General features: G+C 51.7%; 19 protein-coding genes. 6 read left to right on the top strand and 13 right to left on the bottom strand.

The genetic code is table 11. From position 1 onward, the window contains the following. Window positions 1–446 precede the first annotated feature (446 nt). Window positions 447–893, bottom strand: a complete 447-nt coding sequence (locus tag ACI2J2_RS03650) for a YcgN family cysteine cluster protein (protein WP_209633953.1) — start codon at window positions 891–893, stop codon at window positions 447–449. Window positions 894–1,287: 394 nt separating this feature from the next. Between ACI2J2_RS03650 and ACI2J2_RS03645 the strand changes: the two genes are divergently transcribed. Beyond that, complete coding sequence (locus ACI2J2_RS03645; protein ID WP_037419760.1) at window positions 1,288–1,536, top strand: CsbD family protein; 249 nt, start codon at window positions 1,288–1,290, stop codon at window positions 1,534–1,536. 66 nt (window positions 1,537–1,602) lie between these two features. Here ACI2J2_RS03645 and ACI2J2_RS03640 read toward each other — a convergent pair whose 3' ends face one another. The 3 genes from ACI2J2_RS03640 to ACI2J2_RS03630 form a co-directional block, all read right to left on the bottom strand. Further along, entirely contained in the window at window positions 1,603–2,259 is a 657-nt protein-coding gene (locus ACI2J2_RS03640) for a fumarylacetoacetate hydrolase family protein (RefSeq protein ID WP_017893079.1), read from the bottom strand. Window positions 2,260–2,342: 83 nt separating this feature from the next. Beyond that, window positions 2,343–3,404 (bottom strand): lytic transglycosylase domain-containing protein, encoded by a 1,062-nt coding sequence (locus tag ACI2J2_RS03635; protein WP_404759425.1) that lies wholly within the window; start codon window positions 3,402–3,404, stop codon window positions 2,343–2,345. 63 nt (window positions 3,405–3,467) lie between these two features. Then, a complete protein-coding gene (locus ACI2J2_RS03630) occupies window positions 3,468–3,740 on the bottom strand; it encodes a YcgL domain-containing protein (protein WP_209633957.1) in 273 nt (90 codons plus the stop codon). 136 nt (window positions 3,741–3,876) lie between these two features. On the opposite strand from ACI2J2_RS03630, the gene minC reads away from it, so the two are divergent. The 3 genes from minC to minE are packed head-to-tail and all read left to right on the top strand — an operon-like array spanning window position 3,877 to window position 5,689. Then, window positions 3,877–4,578, top strand: a complete 702-nt coding sequence (minC, locus tag ACI2J2_RS03625) for a septum site-determining protein MinC (RefSeq protein WP_209633959.1) — start codon at window positions 3,877–3,879, stop codon at window positions 4,576–4,578. Between the two features lie 25 nt (window positions 4,579–4,603). Next, window positions 4,604–5,416 carry a septum site-determining protein MinD gene (gene minD / locus ACI2J2_RS03620; RefSeq protein WP_037419763.1) on the top strand — a complete coding sequence of 271 codons (813 nt, stop codon included), beginning with the start codon at window positions 4,604–4,606 and terminating at the stop codon, window positions 5,414–5,416. Between the two features lie 3 nt (window positions 5,417–5,419). Further along, window positions 5,420–5,689, top strand: a complete 270-nt coding sequence (gene minE / locus ACI2J2_RS03615; RefSeq protein WP_012145482.1) for a cell division topological specificity factor MinE — start codon at window positions 5,420–5,422, stop codon at window positions 5,687–5,689. 236 nt (window positions 5,690–5,925) lie between these two features. On the opposite strand, the gene rnd is transcribed toward minE, so the two are convergent. From rnd to ACI2J2_RS03590, 5 genes are all read right to left on the bottom strand, one after another. Beyond that, complete coding sequence (gene rnd, locus ACI2J2_RS03610) at window positions 5,926–7,047, bottom strand: ribonuclease D (RefSeq protein ID WP_130381011.1); 1,122 nt, start codon at window positions 7,045–7,047, stop codon at window positions 5,926–5,928. 89 nt (window positions 7,048–7,136) lie between these two features. Next, window positions 7,137–8,825, bottom strand: a complete 1,689-nt coding sequence (fadD, locus tag ACI2J2_RS03605) for a long-chain-fatty-acid--CoA ligase FadD (protein ID WP_209633961.1) — start codon at window positions 8,823–8,825, stop codon at window positions 7,137–7,139. Between the two features lie 206 nt (window positions 8,826–9,031). Continuing rightward, on the bottom strand, window positions 9,032–9,622 hold the full coding sequence (locus tag ACI2J2_RS03600; RefSeq protein WP_265553632.1) for a Slp family lipoprotein: 591 nt from the start codon (window positions 9,620–9,622) through the stop codon (window positions 9,032–9,034). Between the two features lie 101 nt (window positions 9,623–9,723). Beyond that, on the bottom strand, window positions 9,724–10,425 hold the full coding sequence (tsaB, locus tag ACI2J2_RS03595; RefSeq protein ID WP_265553634.1) for a tRNA (adenosine(37)-N6)-threonylcarbamoyltransferase complex dimerization subunit type 1 TsaB: 702 nt from the start codon (window positions 10,423–10,425) through the stop codon (window positions 9,724–9,726). An 80-nt stretch (window positions 10,426–10,505) separates the two neighbouring features. Further along, window positions 10,506–12,410, bottom strand: coding sequence for an ATP-dependent DNA helicase (locus ACI2J2_RS03590; RefSeq protein WP_404759424.1), 1,905 nt, complete (start codon window positions 12,408–12,410; stop codon window positions 10,506–10,508). Window positions 12,411–12,543: 133 nt separating this feature from the next. Between ACI2J2_RS03590 and ACI2J2_RS03585 the strand changes: the two genes are divergently transcribed. After that, window positions 12,544–12,888 (top strand): RidA family protein, encoded by a 345-nt coding sequence (locus ACI2J2_RS03585; RefSeq protein WP_209633966.1) that lies wholly within the window; start codon window positions 12,544–12,546, stop codon window positions 12,886–12,888. Between the two features lie 50 nt (window positions 12,889–12,938). Here the strand turns inward: ACI2J2_RS03585 and mdtI are convergent, their stop codons facing one another. From mdtI to zwf, 4 genes are all read right to left on the bottom strand, one after another. After that, window positions 12,939–13,268: a multidrug/spermidine efflux SMR transporter subunit MdtI gene (gene mdtI / locus ACI2J2_RS03580; RefSeq protein WP_209633968.1), complete on the bottom strand. Its 330-nt coding sequence runs from the start codon at window positions 13,266–13,268 to the stop codon at window positions 12,939–12,941. Next, window positions 13,255–13,623 carry a multidrug/spermidine efflux SMR transporter subunit MdtJ gene (gene mdtJ, locus ACI2J2_RS03575; RefSeq protein WP_209633969.1) on the bottom strand — a complete coding sequence of 123 codons (369 nt, stop codon included), beginning with the start codon at window positions 13,621–13,623 and terminating at the stop codon, window positions 13,255–13,257. Before mdtJ ends, mdtI begins: the two co-directional genes overlap by 14 nt. A gap of 565 nt (window positions 13,624–14,188) precedes the next feature. Further along, window positions 14,189–14,830: a bifunctional 4-hydroxy-2-oxoglutarate aldolase/2-dehydro-3-deoxy-phosphogluconate aldolase gene (locus tag ACI2J2_RS03570; protein WP_404759423.1), complete on the bottom strand. Its 642-nt coding sequence runs from the start codon at window positions 14,828–14,830 to the stop codon at window positions 14,189–14,191. 152 nt (window positions 14,831–14,982) lie between these two features. Then, the gene (gene zwf, locus ACI2J2_RS03565; protein ID WP_209633973.1) at window positions 14,983–16,458 is read right to left on the bottom strand and encodes a glucose-6-phosphate dehydrogenase; all 1,476 of its coding nucleotides are present in this window, start codon (window positions 16,456–16,458) and stop codon (window positions 14,983–14,985) included. A 352-nt stretch (window positions 16,459–16,810) separates the two neighbouring features. Between zwf and ACI2J2_RS03560 the strand changes: the two genes are divergently transcribed. After that, window positions 16,811–17,683, top strand: coding sequence for a MurR/RpiR family transcriptional regulator (locus ACI2J2_RS03560; protein ID WP_037419984.1), 873 nt, complete (start codon window positions 16,811–16,813; stop codon window positions 17,681–17,683). The last annotated feature ends 28 nt before the right edge of the window (window positions 17,684–17,711 follow it).

Raw genomic sequence — 17,711 nt, 5'->3', positions numbered from 1 at the left:
GAGCGGTCAAACTACCTAACCTTATGTATAAAAAGAAGCATCCGAACGGGATCCAGTGCGTAATTTACATAACATTAAGTTAGGAGCGAGAAAAGCCGTATGCGAGGGCGAGCAAATTACGCGATCAGGATTAACAGCCTGAACGTTTGAGGCGTTGAAAATCTAAACCCATCTGCTTCATACAAAAAAACTCATCATAGTGATGCATTATTGCATCAATATTTTGATGAAGTTTTGCCGAAAAATCCTTATAGTATCTGCAAGTTAGTATCACCGATTTCCCTGGTGTTGTTGTGTGTCTTGCCCCTCATCTTTGCAGGGGCTTTTTTCCCTCTCTTGCATACCGTTTTTTTTGATCACGTCCAATTCTGAAGATTCACCCGCTATACGCCGCCCCGAGCAATACAACGCGTTAGCCAACCGTAAATCCATTGAATTTCAGCGTATTAACGAGCCCAGTCAGGTTTGTTCAGAATGTGATCTTGCCAGTCCACCACTTCGCTTTCGCGTACAGCAATATGGCGCACCGTAATACGTTCACCGTGCATCGCCGCTTTGGAACCGCTAACCAGCGGATGCCATGGGAATAAAGGTTTACCTTCACCAATCAGGCGGTATGCACACGTCGGCGGCAACCAGTCAAACGTCGTAAGATTTTCCCGCGTCAACTTGATGCAATCCTCTTCCAGTTCAAAGCGGCGCTCATAATTGCGGCACTGGCACGATTTAATATTCAGCTGGTTGCAGGCTACGTTGGTGAAATAAATCTCGTCGGTATCTTCGTCGATCAGCTTATTCAGACAGCATTGCCCACAACCGTCGCACAGCGATTCCCACTCTTGTTCTGACATTTCAGCCAGCGTTTTTTGTTGCCAAAAAGGGGTTTGTGACATGTTCGCGTCCGGTATAGGTAAATGAATAGATAACCTGCGTACAGGTTTTGAGGGTGCACTATATAGATATCCCAGCCAGATAGGAAGGCTGAAAACACAATATAATCATAGCGATAAAAAAACATCGCTTAAAAAAAACGCTATTTAAAACAACGGTATTTAATATTAAACGGCATCACTGCCAGACGATTACGCCATGTCTTCGGTGGGTGAACACAACGTGCCTATCGTTCAATTATACGTACAAATCGCAGGTCCATCACCCTTTCGTTTTCCTCAGACGCTTAACAACCCACAGGATAAGATTCCTCTCATAAAGCACGTTACGCCGCCCCAATCAGCATAATCCTGCTATGGTTAATGTTCGCCTTTATACGAAGATAGGGAGCCAAGTATGTTTGGGAAAGCAGAAGATAAAGTGAATGAAGCTGCCGGCGCCGTGCAAGAAGCCTTTGGCAAAGCAACAGATTCGCCGGAACATCAGGTTAAAGGCGCGGCCCGTAAATACGCCTCTCAGGCTAGCTACGCAGCACGTGATGCAGCCGATACGGTAAGGACCCAAGTTGAATCCAACCCACTGGCTGGTGTGGCTATCGCCGCGGCGGTTGGTATTGTTTTCGGTTTCTTGTTGGGCCGTAAGTAACCTTTCACTCAGCTCTGACCGAAAAAAAGGCCCTGCGGGGCCTTTTTACGTTGTTCCAGTGTGGTTTCAAATCACACGCGTCGTTAACGACTTACCGTTGAGAGTGATTTTCAACATGTCGCCCGAGTTCATTGGGCCAACACCTTGCGGTGTACCGGTAAGAATAATGTCGCCAGCACGCAGAGTGAAGAAACGGCTCATATAACTGATCAGCGGCAGGATCGGCGTGATCATGTCACGGGTATTGCCCTGCTGACGCACTTGGTCATTCACTGTCAGAGACAATTCTGCGTTTTGCGGATCGCCAAACTCTGCAACGGGAATGAAGCCGGAGATCGGACAGGAACCGTCAAATCCCTTGGCTTTTTCCCACGGTTGCCCCGCTTTCTTAAAGCCGGCTTGCAGTTCACGCAGCGTCAGATCAAGCGCCACGCCGTAACCGGCAATAGCGCGGGCCACACGATCTTCATTCGCTTGCTTTAACGGCGTGCCGATCAGCACCGCAAGCTCCACTTCATGATGCACCGAACCGAACTCTTTGGGGATCGCCACCGGCTGACGGATATCACAGAGCGCCGTTTCAGGCTTAATAAACACTACCGGTTCTGCAGAGGTTGCACTGCCCATTTCCTTGATGTGGTCAGCATAATTACTGCCGACACAGACCACTTTATTCACCGGAAAATCAAGTAATGAACCCTGCCAGTCTCTATGTTGATACATACTACCTCTCCCTACAATCATGTAGGGGCTTAGCATGCTAAGCCCGTTATTCCACGCTCTGGTGGAGGCACCGTGGTCTTTATCTATTGCCCGATGCCGTCAGCCATCATACCCACACCGATCGCAAAATAGTAAGAGCGATTCCAGTGCATAATTGTGCGGAAGTTATCATAAACCAGGAATGCACGGCCTTGCATGTCATCGGGCGTGATCACCCAACCACGTAAGGTAGAATGCGGCAAAGCTGAACCGTCAGGGCGGCGCACACCACGCTTTTGCCATTCATTCACGCTGTGCGCCTGACTGTCTTTCAACCCTGCATTATCGGCGTTGAAACCGGCAGGCAGTTTCACCTCTCGGCCCCAACCAACACCGGGTTTCCAGCCTTCACTCGACAGATAATGAGCCGTCGAAGCAAACACATCGTCAACGTTGTTCCAAATATCAATACGGCCGTCCCCATCGCCGTCAACCGCATAGTGAAGGAACGAGGTCGGCATAAATTGACACTGTCCCATCGCACCAGCCCAGGAGCCTTTCAGCTGTTCACGGCTAACATGCCCCTGTTCAAGGATTTGCAACGCCGCCATCAACTGCTGGCTGAAGAAGGCCTCACGACGGCCTTCAAATGCCAAGGTGGCAAGCGCGGATATCACATCCTCGCGCCCCTGAATCTTGCCAAAGGCACTTTCCATCCCCCACAGTGCAACCACATAACGTCCCGGAACACCATAACGTGCAGTGATGTGCGACAGTTGCGGCTGATACTGCCGGTACAAGGTTCGCCCTTGCGCAATCTTGGCTGCAGGCAACACCCGCTTAAGATAATCATCCAGCGTAATTTTCTTTTCTGGCTGACTGCGGTCTGCCTTTATGACCCGATCAACAAAATGCACATTGGCAAAAGCACTTTCAACGACGGCAGGACTGATACCCTTCACCAATGCCTGGCGCTTTAGCTGCTCAACATAAGCTGGGAACTGCACGGGATCACGGCCGGTTTCGGCAAGCGTACTCTGCGCCGGAGGGTTGGTCGCCCCCGCTAAAGCAGCTTGCGGCGGAGTAACAACCTGCGCCTCGGCACGCTGGCCGACACATCCCAGCGTCAGCAGAGTCAACACCGTCGTTATCGCCGACAATCTCATTACACAGCTCCTTTGTCAGTTTAGGGTCACTGATCCAGCGTAGCTCCTGTGCACCAACGACGGTTATTTTTTATCGTTAGACAAATGCAGGTTTAATAAATTTTCCAACGGCGGTGGAACCTGCAGATAAAACCCTTCTTCTTTCAGGGCTTCCTTCACTTTTTCAATATCCGCCGAGGCTAACTTTTCCCGACCTTCAAGAGAAAGCGTCATGGCCAATTGCGGCGTACCGAAACTTTTCATCAGATCTTCGGGCACGCGAGAGAAATCGTCTTTTTTTTCGACATAAAGATAAGTTTGATCGCGTTTCGAGCTTCTATAGATCACACAAAGCATGTTTTTAACTCTATTTAATTGGGGCAGCGTCTTGCCTGGATATAACTCTGACTATAACATGCTTATAGTACTTCGGAATATCGCACCCCGATTGGTATTCCGGGGATTTAAAGTTGCTGAGACTGAGTCAGGATAGATGTCACAATCGCCAATTGAGCTAAAAGGCAGCAGTTTTACCCTATCGGTTGTTCATTTGTATAATTCGGAACCCGAGGTAATACGTCAGGCATTACTAGAAAAGGTGGAGCAAGCGCCTGCCTTTTTGAAAAATGCCCCTGTTGTTATCAACGTTGCAACGCTAAACGGCGACGCAAACTGGAAAGAACTTCAACAGGCTGTCACGGCAGCAGGACTGCGCGTTGTAGGTATCAGCGGTTGCAGAGATGAGCGGCAAAAACGCGCGATAGCCCGTGCTGGACTGCCATTATTGAACGAAGGCAAAGGCCAAAAGATGGCTGCCCAGGAACCGGTGCCCGCACCTGTCCCCGTGGTGGATCCCAACGCCCCCGCCAAGACGCGCATCATCAGTGCTCCTGTCCGTTCCGGCCAACAGATTTATGCCCGCAATAGCGATCTGATTGTGACCAGCAGCGTCAGCGCCGGCGCCGAATTAATTGCCGATGGCAACATTCACGTCTACGGCATGATGCGCGGTCGTGCGCTGGCCGGTGCATCAGGTGATACACAGTGCCAGATTTTTTGCACGCACCTGGGTGCTGAGCTAGTCTCTATCGCAGGGCAGTACTGGTTGAGCGACCAAATCCCGTCCGATTATGTCGGGCAGGCCGTACGACTCAGCCTGTTGGATAACGCTTTAACCATACAACCTTTAAATTAAGCCCTTTTGACAAGGAATCCATTTCATGGCACGCATTATTGTTGTTACATCGGGTAAAGGGGGCGTTGGCAAGACCACTTCAAGCGCGGCCATCGCTACCGGCTTAGCCCAAAAAGGGAAGAAAACCGTTGTCATCGATTTCGATATCGGTCTGCGGAATCTTGACCTGATCATGGGCTGTGAACGCCGGGTTGTTTACGATTTCGTCAATGTGATTCAGGGTGATGCCACACTGAATCAAGCGCTAATCAAAGACAAACGCACGGAAAACCTCTTTATCCTGCCAGCATCGCAAACACGTGATAAAGACGCGCTGACCCGCGATGGCGTCGAGAAGATCCTCAACGATTTGGGCGAGATGGATTTTGACTTTGTAGTCTGTGACTCTCCGGCCGGGATCGAAACGGGTGCGCTGATGGCCCTGTACTTCGCTGACGAAGCCATCATTACCACCAACCCGGAAGTCTCCTCGGTACGTGACTCTGACCGCATCTTGGGCATTTTGTCTTCCAAATCCCGTCGTGCTGAGCGTGGCGAGTCCGCGATCAAAGAACACTTGCTGTTGACCCGTTATAACCCAGGCCGCGTTAGCCGTGGCGACATGCTGAGCATGGAAGACGTGCTGGAAATCCTGCGCATTCCACTGGTCGGCGTTATCCCGGAAGATCAGTCCGTACTGCGGGCATCTAACCAGGGTGAGCCGGTGATTCTTGATGCTGAGTCAGATGCCGGTAAAGCCTATGACGATACCGTTAGCCGCTTGTTAGGGGAAGAACGCCCCTTCCGCTTCATTGAAGAAGAGAAGAAGGGTTTCCTGAAACGCCTTTTTGGGGGATAAACCATGGCATTACTAGACTTCTTTCTGTCCCGCAAAAAGCAGACAGCCAATATAGCCAAGGAACGGCTGCAAATTATCGTCGCAGAGCGCCGACGCGGGGACAGCGAGCCCCCGTATCTGCCTGATTTAAAACGCGATATTCTGGCGGTAATTTGCAAATACATCCAAATCGACCCTGAGATGCTGCACGTACAGTTTGAGCAGAAAGGGGATGATATTTCGGTACTTGAACTCAACGTGACATTACCGGAATCGGAAGAAGTAACTAAATGAGTGTGACGCATTAATTACCCCCTGTATATTTTCTTGCAGGGGGTAACTGTATGCATAACCAGTTATTGAGATAAAAAAGACCCCATTATCATTTTACCCTTTGGGATTAATCTCAATTAATCTTGCGTCACTGTTGTTTAGAGTAAATGCTGGTAGTAAGAGTCAGTACTTCTATTATCCCTAATAAATAATCAGAGCAGTGTTTCCTTACCCTGCCCTGACTTTTTAAAATCCGATTAATAATCCTTCAGAATGTCCTGAAGCGGCGTCGATAATAAATCACCTCGCCAGCCGCTGACTAATTCTGGCAAGTTGTCGCCACCTTTCAATTTCCAATGCCAATTCAGCAACTGATTAATCTGTCGACGTGATGCCAGCAATTCGCTGCTCAGCCCACTTTGCTCACTGACAATGACGATCGCCGCTTTGATTTCCTTGAACACCTTCTTATAACCGGGCTGATCGACCAGGTTCGACAACGGCTCAGGCAAGACGGATTCATCCAGCTCGGCAGCTTCAGCAACCAAGGCCAATAGCGTTTTACCGTGATAGCGAATTTCCGGGCCGCTTAGCCCAAGTGAGTCCAGTTCTCCCAAAGACGTCGGCATATGACGCGCCACCTGCCAGAGGTTCTCTTCGCGCACCACGAAATTCACTGCCAGATCACGTTCACGCGCCTGGCGCAGACGCCATTCCGCCAGTTTTTGTAAACACCCCAACTGACGCGGACGTAATTGCCAGGCATTGGTGATTTCACGGTAGGCCAATTCCGGCGCCAGTGTCTCGCTACGGCGTTGACACAACAACAGGCATTCATTGCTTGCTGCTGCCGTCCAACCGGCCTCCTCCGTCTCCTGCACGAGCCGTTTGGCCATGGGCAGCAGATAGAACACATCCGCAGCGGCGTAGACACATTGTTTTTCTGTCAGTGGACGAGCGAGCCAATCGGTACGGGCTTCGCTTTTATCCAGATCCACCTGCATATATTCCGACACTAGCGTCGCAAAGCCGCACGATAATGGTCGACCGGTAAAGGCAGCCAGAATCTGGGTATCCACCATCGGCGTCGGCAACGTTTTGAACGCATTGAGGAACACTTCCAAATCCTCACTGCCGGCATGCAGGAACTTCACTATCTGGGTGTCACTGAGCAACTCGATAAATGGCTGCCATTGCTTGATTGGCAAAGGATCAATCAGGGAGAGTTGTTCACCGTCGTATAACTGAATCAGACCTAACTGAGGATAGTAGGTGCGCGTTCTGACAAATTCGGTGTCCAGCGCAATCTGGGCATGCTTTTTCGCCTGCTCGCAGACCTGCTGCAATCCGGCATCGGTAGTGATCAACTGATAGTTCAAAACATCATTCTCTTGGTCGCTTTCATGATTCAAACACAACAACGCCGGCATTCACCGGCGTTGTTGATCTGTAAGGCGTGGATGCTGACCTAGGCGGCATTGGCCGCCGCAGGTTTTTTCTGCTCATCACGCAGTTCTCGCCGCAAAATTTTACCGACGTTAGACTTCGGCAACTCGTCACGGAACTCAACAATTTTAGGCACTTTATACCCGGTAAGCTGCCGACGGCAATGTGTCAACAGCTCTTCTTTGGTCAGAGAGGCGTCTTTCTTCACCACGCAGATCTTGACCGTTTCACCGGAAACCTCGTTCGGCACGCCAATCGCCGCACATTCCAATACTTTCGGATGCTGACTGACCACGTCTTCGATCTCGTTCGGGTAGACGTTAAACCCGGACACCAGAATCATGTCTTTCTTACGATCAACGACGCGCACAAAGCCCATGTCATCCACTGTAACGATATCACCGGTCGCGAGCCAGCCATCTTTTAATACTTCATCCGTCGCGTCCGGCCGTTGCCAGTAGCCTAACATAACTTGCGGCCCTTTGACCCACAGTTCACCCGGCTCACCGACAGGAACATCATTGCCATTATCATCCACCAACCGAATATCCGTAGAAGATACTGGCAGACCGATGCTGCCGCTATAGTGCTTCAAATCGTGCGGGTTGCAGGTGACCAAGGGTGCACACTCTGTCAGACCATAGCCTTCCAGCAAGTGCTTACCGGTCGTTTCTTCCCATCTGTCCGCCACCGCTTTCTGCACCGACATGCCCCCGCCTACCGAAAAGCGTAGCGTCGAGAAATCCAATTGATGGAAATCGCTGTTATTCAGCAATGCATTGAACAAGGTATTCACCCCGCTTAGCGCGGTAAACGGATAACGGCCCAGTTCCTTGACCAACCCCGGAATATCACGCGGGTTAGTGATCAGGAGGTTGCGGCCGCCTAGCTCGATAAACAACAGGCAATTCACCGTTAATGCAAAGATGTGGTAAAGCGGTAATGCGGTGACAATCAGCTCCTGACCGTCACGGAACAGTGGCTCGTAGGCGGCTTTGGCCTGCGCTACGTTCGCTTGCATATTACGGTGTGTCAACATCGCGCCTTTCGCCACACCGGTAGTCCCCCCGGTATATTGCAAGAACGCCAGGTCGGAATTGATGATATCAGGTTTAACATACTGCTGGCGGCGCCCGCGTTGCAGTGCGCTGCGGAAAGATATCGCGGCAGGCAGGTGATATTTTGGGACCAGCCGTTTGATGTATTTCACCACGAAGTTAACCAAGGTGCCTTTCGCAGTAGAAAGCTGGTCGCCCATACGTGTCAGGATCACATGTTTGACTTGGGTGTTGAACACCACTTTTTCCAGCGTATGAGCAAAGTTGGAGACAATCACGATGGCAGTGGCGCCACTGTCGTTCAGTTGGTGCTCCAACTCACGTGGCGTATAAAGCGGGTTAACGTTTACCACCACCATACCGGCACGCAAAATACCAAACAGCGCGATCGGATACTGCAAAAGATTCGGCATCATCAAAGCGACACGATCGCCTTTCTGCAACCCAAGCTCGTTTTGCAAGTACGCTGCGAAGGCGCGACTGCGCTCTTCCAGCTTACGATAGGTCATCACTTCGCCCATGTTAATGAAAGCCGGTTGATCCGCATAACGCTTAACCGCATTCTCAAACATTTCGACCAAAGATGAATAACGATCGGCATCGATCTCTGCTGGAACATCTGCCGGGTAACGTTTTAACCAAACCTTATCCAAGGTATTACTCCTGAAATCATTACTCATTATCATCGCAGCCCCTAACCCGCAGCCAAACCATAACAATATTTTAACTCAGCGGACCAGTTTGGGTTTTAAACATTATTCAGGTTGCGATGTACGTCACTAATTGGCGCTAATTCCCTGCGCCAAAAGAAAAAGGCGGCCGGAGCCGCCCTAATAAAATCGTTAACAACAAGCGAGCATTACTCGGTGACGATGGTTTGCACCTGCACCGGGCCAGGATTATACCAGCCGTAACCGACGCCCCAACCTGGGCCCCAGGTACCGCCACGCCAGCCCCACGGCCCCATCGGCGCAGGTGGCATCATCACCTGTTGAGTCAGGTGCCAACGTTTGTAGCCGGTGGCGTTCATGGTGACAAACTTGTAGGGTGTCATTCCAATCTTGCCGTCTCTTACACCCGTGATCGGGCCAACAACGGTAACCAACTGGCCTTTGAAATCAACTGGCTCCAGGAAACCGTTCACCGACGCCAGCAGCCTCCCCTGCGACGGTTCGCCCAGGATCGGCCGTGCGCCTGAATCGAGCGGAACCGTAGCGATTTCCAATACGGTCTTTCCCTGCTCGTTCGCAACATTCACCACGGTTCCGCCAAAACGGGCTTCAGCCCCCACAAACAGGTTCGGCGCATTCTGAACCGAAGTGAGCTGCTGGACCGGCGTTGCCGTACTTCCTTTGATCGCATCAGGTACAGAGACACAACCCGACAAAGCGAGCGCACCGCAGGCAATAGCCAGCAGCGACATTTTTTTACTTACAGTGTGAGTTAACATCGTCGCAATCTCCTGAAATAGCTGTAACTTTGACATCAATACACAAAGCAAGTTGCAGACCATTCATTTCCTGGCATCAACCAAAGCACAATAGGCTACGGCTATTCGCGACCGGGCAGTTTTTTCCAGGTAACTTCATTGCGCAAATAAGTTGGCTCGGCATTTTCTACCTGTACCGCCAGCCCGTTTTGCCAGGCTTGCACCGCTAATGGCAGCATATCTTCCGCATGCGGCAGCAATATTTGGCCATCGCGCAGACTTAATGCCGTGCCAGCGACCAGGTCTGGGTAGGTTTGCCAGCCGGTGCCAACATGTGCCCAATCGCCTTGCAGACCTTGCGCTCGCGCCAACGCCTGCGGCGGAGAAAGCACCGCCTCACCTTCGCTCTCCAGCCAGTTACCGTCTTGCTGACGCTCAAACTGGCCCCAGTAAACCTCACCCATGCGTGCATCTATCGCAGCAAGAACGCGATTTGCGCCAGTCACGCGCCAAGCCCCTTGCGCCATAGTTTGCAACGTAGAAATGCCCAGTAATGGCAACCCGGCACCCAAAGCCAACCCCTGCGCAATACCAATGCCAATACGCACGCCGGTAAAGCTGCCAGGTCCACGGCCAAAGGCCAGAGCATCGAGCTGATTAAGGGTTACACCGGATTCCGCCAGCACGTGCTGCACCATCGGTAAAATGCGTTGCGTATGCTCACGTGGGCACAGCTCAAACAGGGCGTGGATCTCGCCTTGATTCCAGAGCGCAACGGAACAGGCTTCCGTCGCTGTATCGATCGCTAAAATTCGCGTGGACATGCCAACCTCAGGCGGGAATAAAACAGGGTTTTTCATACAGGGCGCGCATTGTAGCACAGCCCTGCTGTCACGCCTATCCGCTAGCGCGCTGCCTGCAAGAAGGCGATCGCTTGAGCGATATCGCGGGTGCGTGGCGTCGGCGGTAAACTGTTAAGGAACACTTCGCCATAGGGTCGCATCACCAAGCGGTTATCACAGATCACCAGCACGCCGCGATCGTCAGTATCGCGAATCAGGCGCCCAACGCCCTGTTTCAGGGTGATGACCGCATCCGGCAGCTGCACGTCGTTAAACGGATCGCCACCACGTAGCCGGCAGTCTTCAATGCGGGCTTTCAACAAGGGATCGTCGGGCGAGGTAAACGGCAGCTTGTCGATGATCACGCATGACAGGGCATCGCCACGCACGTCCACCCCTTCCCAGAAGCTGCTGGTCGCCACCAACAGCGCGTTGCCAGCCTCGACAAACTGCGCCAGCAATTGCCCTTTACTGGTTTCCCCCTGAAGCAGTACCGGCAACGTCATGGTCGCACGAAACTCTTCCGCCAGTTCACGCATCATCTGGTGGGAAGTACAAAGGAAGAAACAGCGGCCGTTATTGGCCTCAATCAACGGGCGTAGCATGCGCGCCAGTTGCCGAGCACCTCCGGGCTGATTGGGAGATGGAAGAAAGCGCGGCACACACAATAAGGCTTGTTTTGCATAGTCGAATGGGCTGGCCAGCAACAACGTTTTGGCTTTGTTCAGACCCAAACGATCGGTGAAATGCCCCATTTGCTCATTCACCGACAACGTTGCCGAGGTGAAAATCCAACTGCCTGGTTTTTCATCCAACAATTCACGGAAGCGGTCAGCCACCGTCAGCGGCGTTAACGCCAGCACGAAATGGCGTGAGTTGCACTCATACCAGTAGCTGAACCCCGGTTCGTTGACCTCTTTCAAGCGTTTGAGACGTGCACGGTACAGTGTGGCCCGTTCGAAAGCAGCATCCAGCAGAGCCGAGCGCCCCAGAGACAGTTTGACGACGTCGTAACACAACTCCAGAGCGTCATCGAGCAGCAGCAAAGCGCGCTGTACGTTTGGCTGACTCAGTACCTCACGCAGGTTCCCTCGAAACCCCGGTTCGCCCAGCATCAAACGGAAGTCCTGGGTACTTTGGCTGAGCCGGTCTGCACTTTTTTGGAGCTGAGCGGCGTCGCGAACTTCGGTTCGGTAGGCAATGGAAATGTCTTTGGCCAGATCCAGCAATTGGCGGCTGGTCAACTGTTTACCGAAGTACTGACTGGCGATGTCCGGGATCTGATGCGCCTCATCGAAGATCATCACGTCTGCTTCCGGGATCAATTCAGCAAAGCCGCCTTCTTTCACCACCATATCTGCCAGGAATAAATGATGATTCACAACCACCACATCTGCATCCATCGCACGGCGACGCGCCTTAACCACAAAGCAATCTTTATACAGCGGACAGTCACTGCCCAGACAGTTATCGTTAGTGCTGGTCACTAACGGCCAGACGAAGCTGTCTTCCGCGACGTCACTGCAGCTACTGATATCGCCTTCTTTGGTCATTGACGACCATTTGCGCAGATGAACCAGATCGATCAACGCCTGCCCAGCCAGCTCCCCGCCCGCCATCGACTGCTGCTCCAGACGCTCCAGGCACAGGTAGTTTGACCGCCCTTTCAGTAACGCCATCTTCCCCTTGTACTTCAGTGCCTTAGCGACGGTAGGCAAATCGCGCGCGTAAAGCTGGTCCTGCAGCGCTTTCGAACCGGTAGAGATGATCACTTTACGATCGGCCCGCAGTGCCGGTACCAGGTAGGCGTAGGTTTTACCGGTGCCGGTGCCCGCTTCGACCACCAGCTCCTGCTTGAAGTTAATGGCCTCTGTGACTGCTTCCGCCATCTGCCGCTGTGCTTCACGCGGTTTGAAACCCTTGATTGCCTGCGCCAGGGCGCCGTCTGTTGCGAAATCGTCTGTCACGCTATCTCTCTGCCGATGTAATTCAGCGTTGATTATGCCAATCCTGATGCACGGCTACCACCGACTTTCTCATCAAGCATTTATGTCGATGGCTGTGATACCCTTAAGGCGATGATGATATGGAGATAAATGAATGAATATCGAACGAATTGATCCGGACAAGCGCTGGTCAGAAGCAGTTGTTCATAACGACACAATCTATTACACCAGCGTGCCGGAAAATCTGGATGACGACGCCACCGCGCAGACCGCCAACGCCCTGGCGGCGATTGATGTGATTCTGGCCCGTGTTGGCTCAGACAAGAGCCGGGTGCTGGATGCCACCATTTTTCTGGCTGACGGCGCAGACTTTGCTGCCATGAACGCCGCCTGGGATGCCTGGGTCGTTGCTGGTAGCGCCCCTGTGCGCTGCACGGTAGAGGCTAAATTGATGAACCCGAAGTACAAGGTTGAAATCAAAATCATTGCCGCACTGTAAAAAAAAAACGCAGACGGTAACGCCTGCGGTTTTTACTTGTTGTCTGCCGATTAAGCCAGTTTGATAATGACCATCCCCGCCAGCAACAAGGCCAGGCCGATCCAACCTTTGGCATTCAATCGCTGACCGAACAAGATCCAACCGGCTGCGATAGTCGCGGCAATACCAAATCCGCCCCACAGTGCATAAGCCACCGACAGATCAATCCCCTTCACCGCCTGTGCCAGGGCACTGAATGCCCCCAGTACCGACAGCAAAGACAACAGACCTAACCAAATTTTACGGAAACCGTCTGACATCTTCAGGAAGATGTTGGCGACAATTTCCAGCACAATCGCCAGTCCCAAAAACCCAATGTGGTACAACTCAAGCTGTTGCATGGTTGTCACCTCGCGGGCTGGCCTGTTTTCGTGATTTGCGGGTACCCGACTTCACCAACAGGATGCCGGCAATCAATGTCACCAGACCCAGGACTTTCAGTACCGAGATAGGTTCATCAAACCACAGCACGCTGAACAAGGTAATGAACAGGATACCGATACCTTCCCACAATGCATAAGCAACACCTAAGGCAACACGCTTTATCGCTAATGACAGCATCACGTACGACGCTGTGATCATGATATACATCACGATATGCCCCGTCATGCCACCGCTGATGCTGGCGTATTTCATTGACAAGGTACCGATAATTTCGGCCACGATGGCCAAACCTAAAAAGATCCAATAAATCATAATTTCTCTCCCAAACGGCGAATAACGCACGCTAAGGCATATTTATCCCGATTTATCTCGTCAGACAGGCGCAACAAGGCGCTGACGACGCAGAGATCCCTGGGGATAAACTGACCCAAACGTAATAAAGAAGTTTGCCCGGCTACGCGGAATGACGAAGGACTGAGCCTGTCACCAGCACCGGTTAAGGGAGAAAGACGCTATAGCTCGCTGCACCAGTGATGCTCACTGGCAAGGATGGCAGATAGGAAAAGCTGGCAAGTAGAGGTTCTGAGGGTAATTCCATTAGTTGTCATCATAAGTATTCTCTATTCTCAGCCGCACATTATCTTGTTACACGGAGTGCGATTTGCCCAATATCCTCATCAAGTAAAATTTTCAACTGTGATAGTTGTACCACAGCAAAAATTATAAAGCAAACCCCCGTTTTCGCAAAAACCATATAAAAAAAGTTTAAAAATAATAAAGTTAAGTAATTTAAAAATAAAAAAAGGCTCAACATTGTGTTGAACCTTCACTTGGAACGGGTCGGCCAATAAATCGACAAACCCAGGCTCGGCGCGGGTTACGCCGTGGCACCACTGACGGCGGTACGCGCCAGTTCAGTGATGCGTGCGTAGTCGCCCTTTTCCAACGCATCGGCTGGTACTAACCAAGAGCCGCCAATACACAGCACACTATTCAGCGCCAGATAATCACGGTAGTTATTCGGCGTTATGCCGCCCGTCGGACAGAAGCGCACCTGTGGGAATGGCCCACCGATTGCCTGTAACGCTTTCACCCCCCCATTGGCTTTCGCCGGGAAGAATTTGAACTCGCTCAGGCCATGATCCATCCCCAGCATCAGCTCTGAAACAGTGCTAATGCCAGGAATTAACGGAATGGGACCTGACGTTGCCGCCTTCAGCAGCGCCTCTGTCAGGCCCGGGCTAATGGCGAATTGCGCCCCCGCATCGGTCACAGCCTGTAATTGCTGTGGGTTAATCACCGTACCGGCACCAATAATCGCTTCCGGCACCTCCGACGCGATAGCACGAATCGCCTCCATGGCGCAGGCGGTCCGCAATGTAACCTCCAGTACGCGCACGCCACCGGCTACCAACGCCCTGGCCAACGGCACCGCATGTTCCAGCTTATTGATCACAATCACAGGAACGACCGGGCCTGCGGTCAGAATTTGTTCTGCGCTGGTTTTCCAGTTTTTCATTGTTACTTCTCCATGACTTACGGGTTATCAATGGCACGCCCCTGCCACAGGGCTCCGCGAATTCACGCAGGCGTCCGGCCGTACCCCAAGTGATGTTGCGCCCCGGTATTGCGGGCAAAAAAATGCCGGCAGATAAACTGCCGGCAGAGTCATTACTCGAACTCGTTCCAGGAACGGCCATCGCGAGTAATCATCGCGACTGAGGCTACCGGCCCCCAGGTGCCGGATTGATACGGTTTCGGCGCTTCGTTATCGGCTTTCCACGCATCCATGATGGAGTCAACCCACTTCCATGCCTCTTCCACCTCGTCGCGACGCACAAACAACGCTTGAATGCCGCGCATGGTTTCCAGCAACAGGCGCTCGTAAGCATCCGCGACGTGCTCCTGGTTGAAGGTTTCGGAGAAGCTCAGATCCAGCTTGGTGGTTTGCAGACGATGCTTGTGATCCAGACCAGGCACCTTGTTCAACACCTGAATCTCGATACCCTCATCCGGCTGCAAACGAATGGTCAGTTTGTTCTGCGGCAGTTGCTGGTAAGAATCGCTGAACAGATTCAATGGCGGGTTTTTGAAGTAAACCACCACTTCGGAACATTTGGTCGGCAGACGTTTACCTGTACGCAGGTAGAACGGCACACCCGCCCATTGCCAGTTATCAATATCCACACGAATGGAGACGAAGGTTTCGGTATTGCTGCTTTTGTTCGCCCCTTCCTCTTCCAGATAACCTGGCACTTTTTTACCCTGCACGAAACCGGCAGTGTACTGGCCACGCACCGTGGTTTCACGAACATTGGTCTGATCGATACGACGCAATGAACGCAGCACTTTCACCTTCTCGTCACGAATACGGTCGGTGGTCAGATCCGCAGGGGGTGACATGGCAATCATGGTCAGAATTTGCAACAGGTGGTTCTGGATCATGTCACGCATTTGGCCAGCCTGGTCAAAATAGCCCCAGCGCCCTTCAATGCCCACTTCTTCCGCCACGGTGATCTGCACGGAGTCGATAGTACGGTTGTCCCAGTTGGACGCGAACAGCGAGTTAGCAAAACGCAATGCCAACAGGTTCAGCACGGTCTCTTTACCGAGATAGTGGTCAATACGGTAAACCTGGGATTCGTTAAAGTATTCCGCAACCTGATCGTTGATCACGCGTGACGACGCAAGATCGGTGCCAAGCGGCTTTTCCATTACGACACGGGCCGGCTCGTGGTTCAGCTTGGCTTCGCCCAAGCCTTTGCAGATCGCGCCGAAGGTGCTTGGCGGCATTGCAAAGTAGTTGATGGTGGTACGATGTTTCTGATCCAGCATTTTACCCAATGTGGCAAAATTCTTGCTGTCGTTCACATCCAGGTTGCAGAAGTCCAGGCGCGCGCTCAGCGTGGCCCAGAGTTCGTCATCCAATTTTTCTTTCATAAAGGTGCCAAGCGCTTCCTTGACCACCTTGATATAGGCTTCTTTATCCCACTCGGCACGGCCGACGCCAATAATACGGGTATCCGGGTGGATATGACCGGCTTTCTCTAACTGGTACAGGGAAGGCAACAGCTTACGACGCGCCAAATCGCCTTTCGCGCCGAAAATAACCAGGTCACACGCCTGGGCTGTAGAGGTTACCGCCATGTTCATCTCCTCGTTGCAGGATATTTGTAATTTTCTTACATTACTAATGTACTCTCTTTAACTACGGCCAGTAAACCCGGATCAAAAGTAGAAAAAAAGCCCTAGAAATTGCAGTGTTAAGCGTTATCGGGCATAAATGCCGCTGACCAAACGAAAAACTGTAATTTTCTGTCTTTTTTGACACTCTTTTACCATTATGAAAGTTAGACACAGGTCATGTTCTGATGAAAAAAGACTGCATACCCTCTGTCTACACTGCCAACGGTCTCCAGCACGTAGTATATTTTCACTAAACCGGCATTGATTTCTCCTTTGATTGAAATCGACATACCCTATGAGTGACTCTCGTTATATGAATACGCTGGAAAAAATCCAGAGCCATCTGGAGCTACTGAGCAAATCTGAACGGAAAGTCGCAGAGGTGATCCTCGCCTCTCCACAGACCGCCATTCACTCCAGCATTGCGACGCTGGCCAGGATGGCGGACGTCAGCGAGCCTACCGTCAACCGTTTTTGCCGCCGTCTTGATACCAAAGGCTTCCCTGATTTTAAACTGCATCTGGCACAAAGTCTGGCCAATGGCACACCTTACGTAAACCGTAACGTGGAGGAAGATGACAGCGTCGCATCCTATACCGGTAAAATTTTCGAATCCGTCATGGCGAGTCTGGATACAGTAAAGGCAAATTTAGATATTGCAGCAATCAATCGTGCTGTTGATCTGCTTACCCAGGCAAAAAAGATCTCTTTCTTTGGTTTAGGTGCCTCGGCAGCCGTCGCCCATGACGCCATGAACAAGTTTTTCCGCTTCAATATTCCGGTAGTCTACTTCGATGACATCGTCATGCAACGTATGGGGTGCATGAACTCCAGCGAAGGTGATGTGGTGGTGTTAATCTCCCACACCGGTCGCACCAAAAATCTGGTGGAAATGGCGCAGCTGGCGCGAGAAAACGACGCCACGGTGATCGCCATTACCTCACGCGACACCCCTTTGGCACACGAAGCAACGTTAGCCTTGCTGCTCGATGTCCCTGAAGACACCGACGTTTATATGCCCATGGTGTCTCGAATTGCACAATTAACGCTCATCGACGTTCTCGCCACCGGATTTACCTTGCGTAGAGGGGCCAAATTCAGAGATAACTTGAAGCGGGTCAAGGAAGCGTTGAAAGAATCGCGCTTTGATAAGGGTGTCGTTATCCCCAACAATTTCGACTCGTAACCGATGTGAAAAAAACTGTCGGTCAGGA

The sequence above is a fragment of the Serratia sp. NPDC087055 genome, from assembly GCF_044900985.1.
Lineage (GTDB): Bacteria > Pseudomonadota > Gammaproteobacteria > Enterobacterales > Enterobacteriaceae > Serratia.
This window is presented reverse-complemented; position numbering and strand designations above follow the sequence as displayed.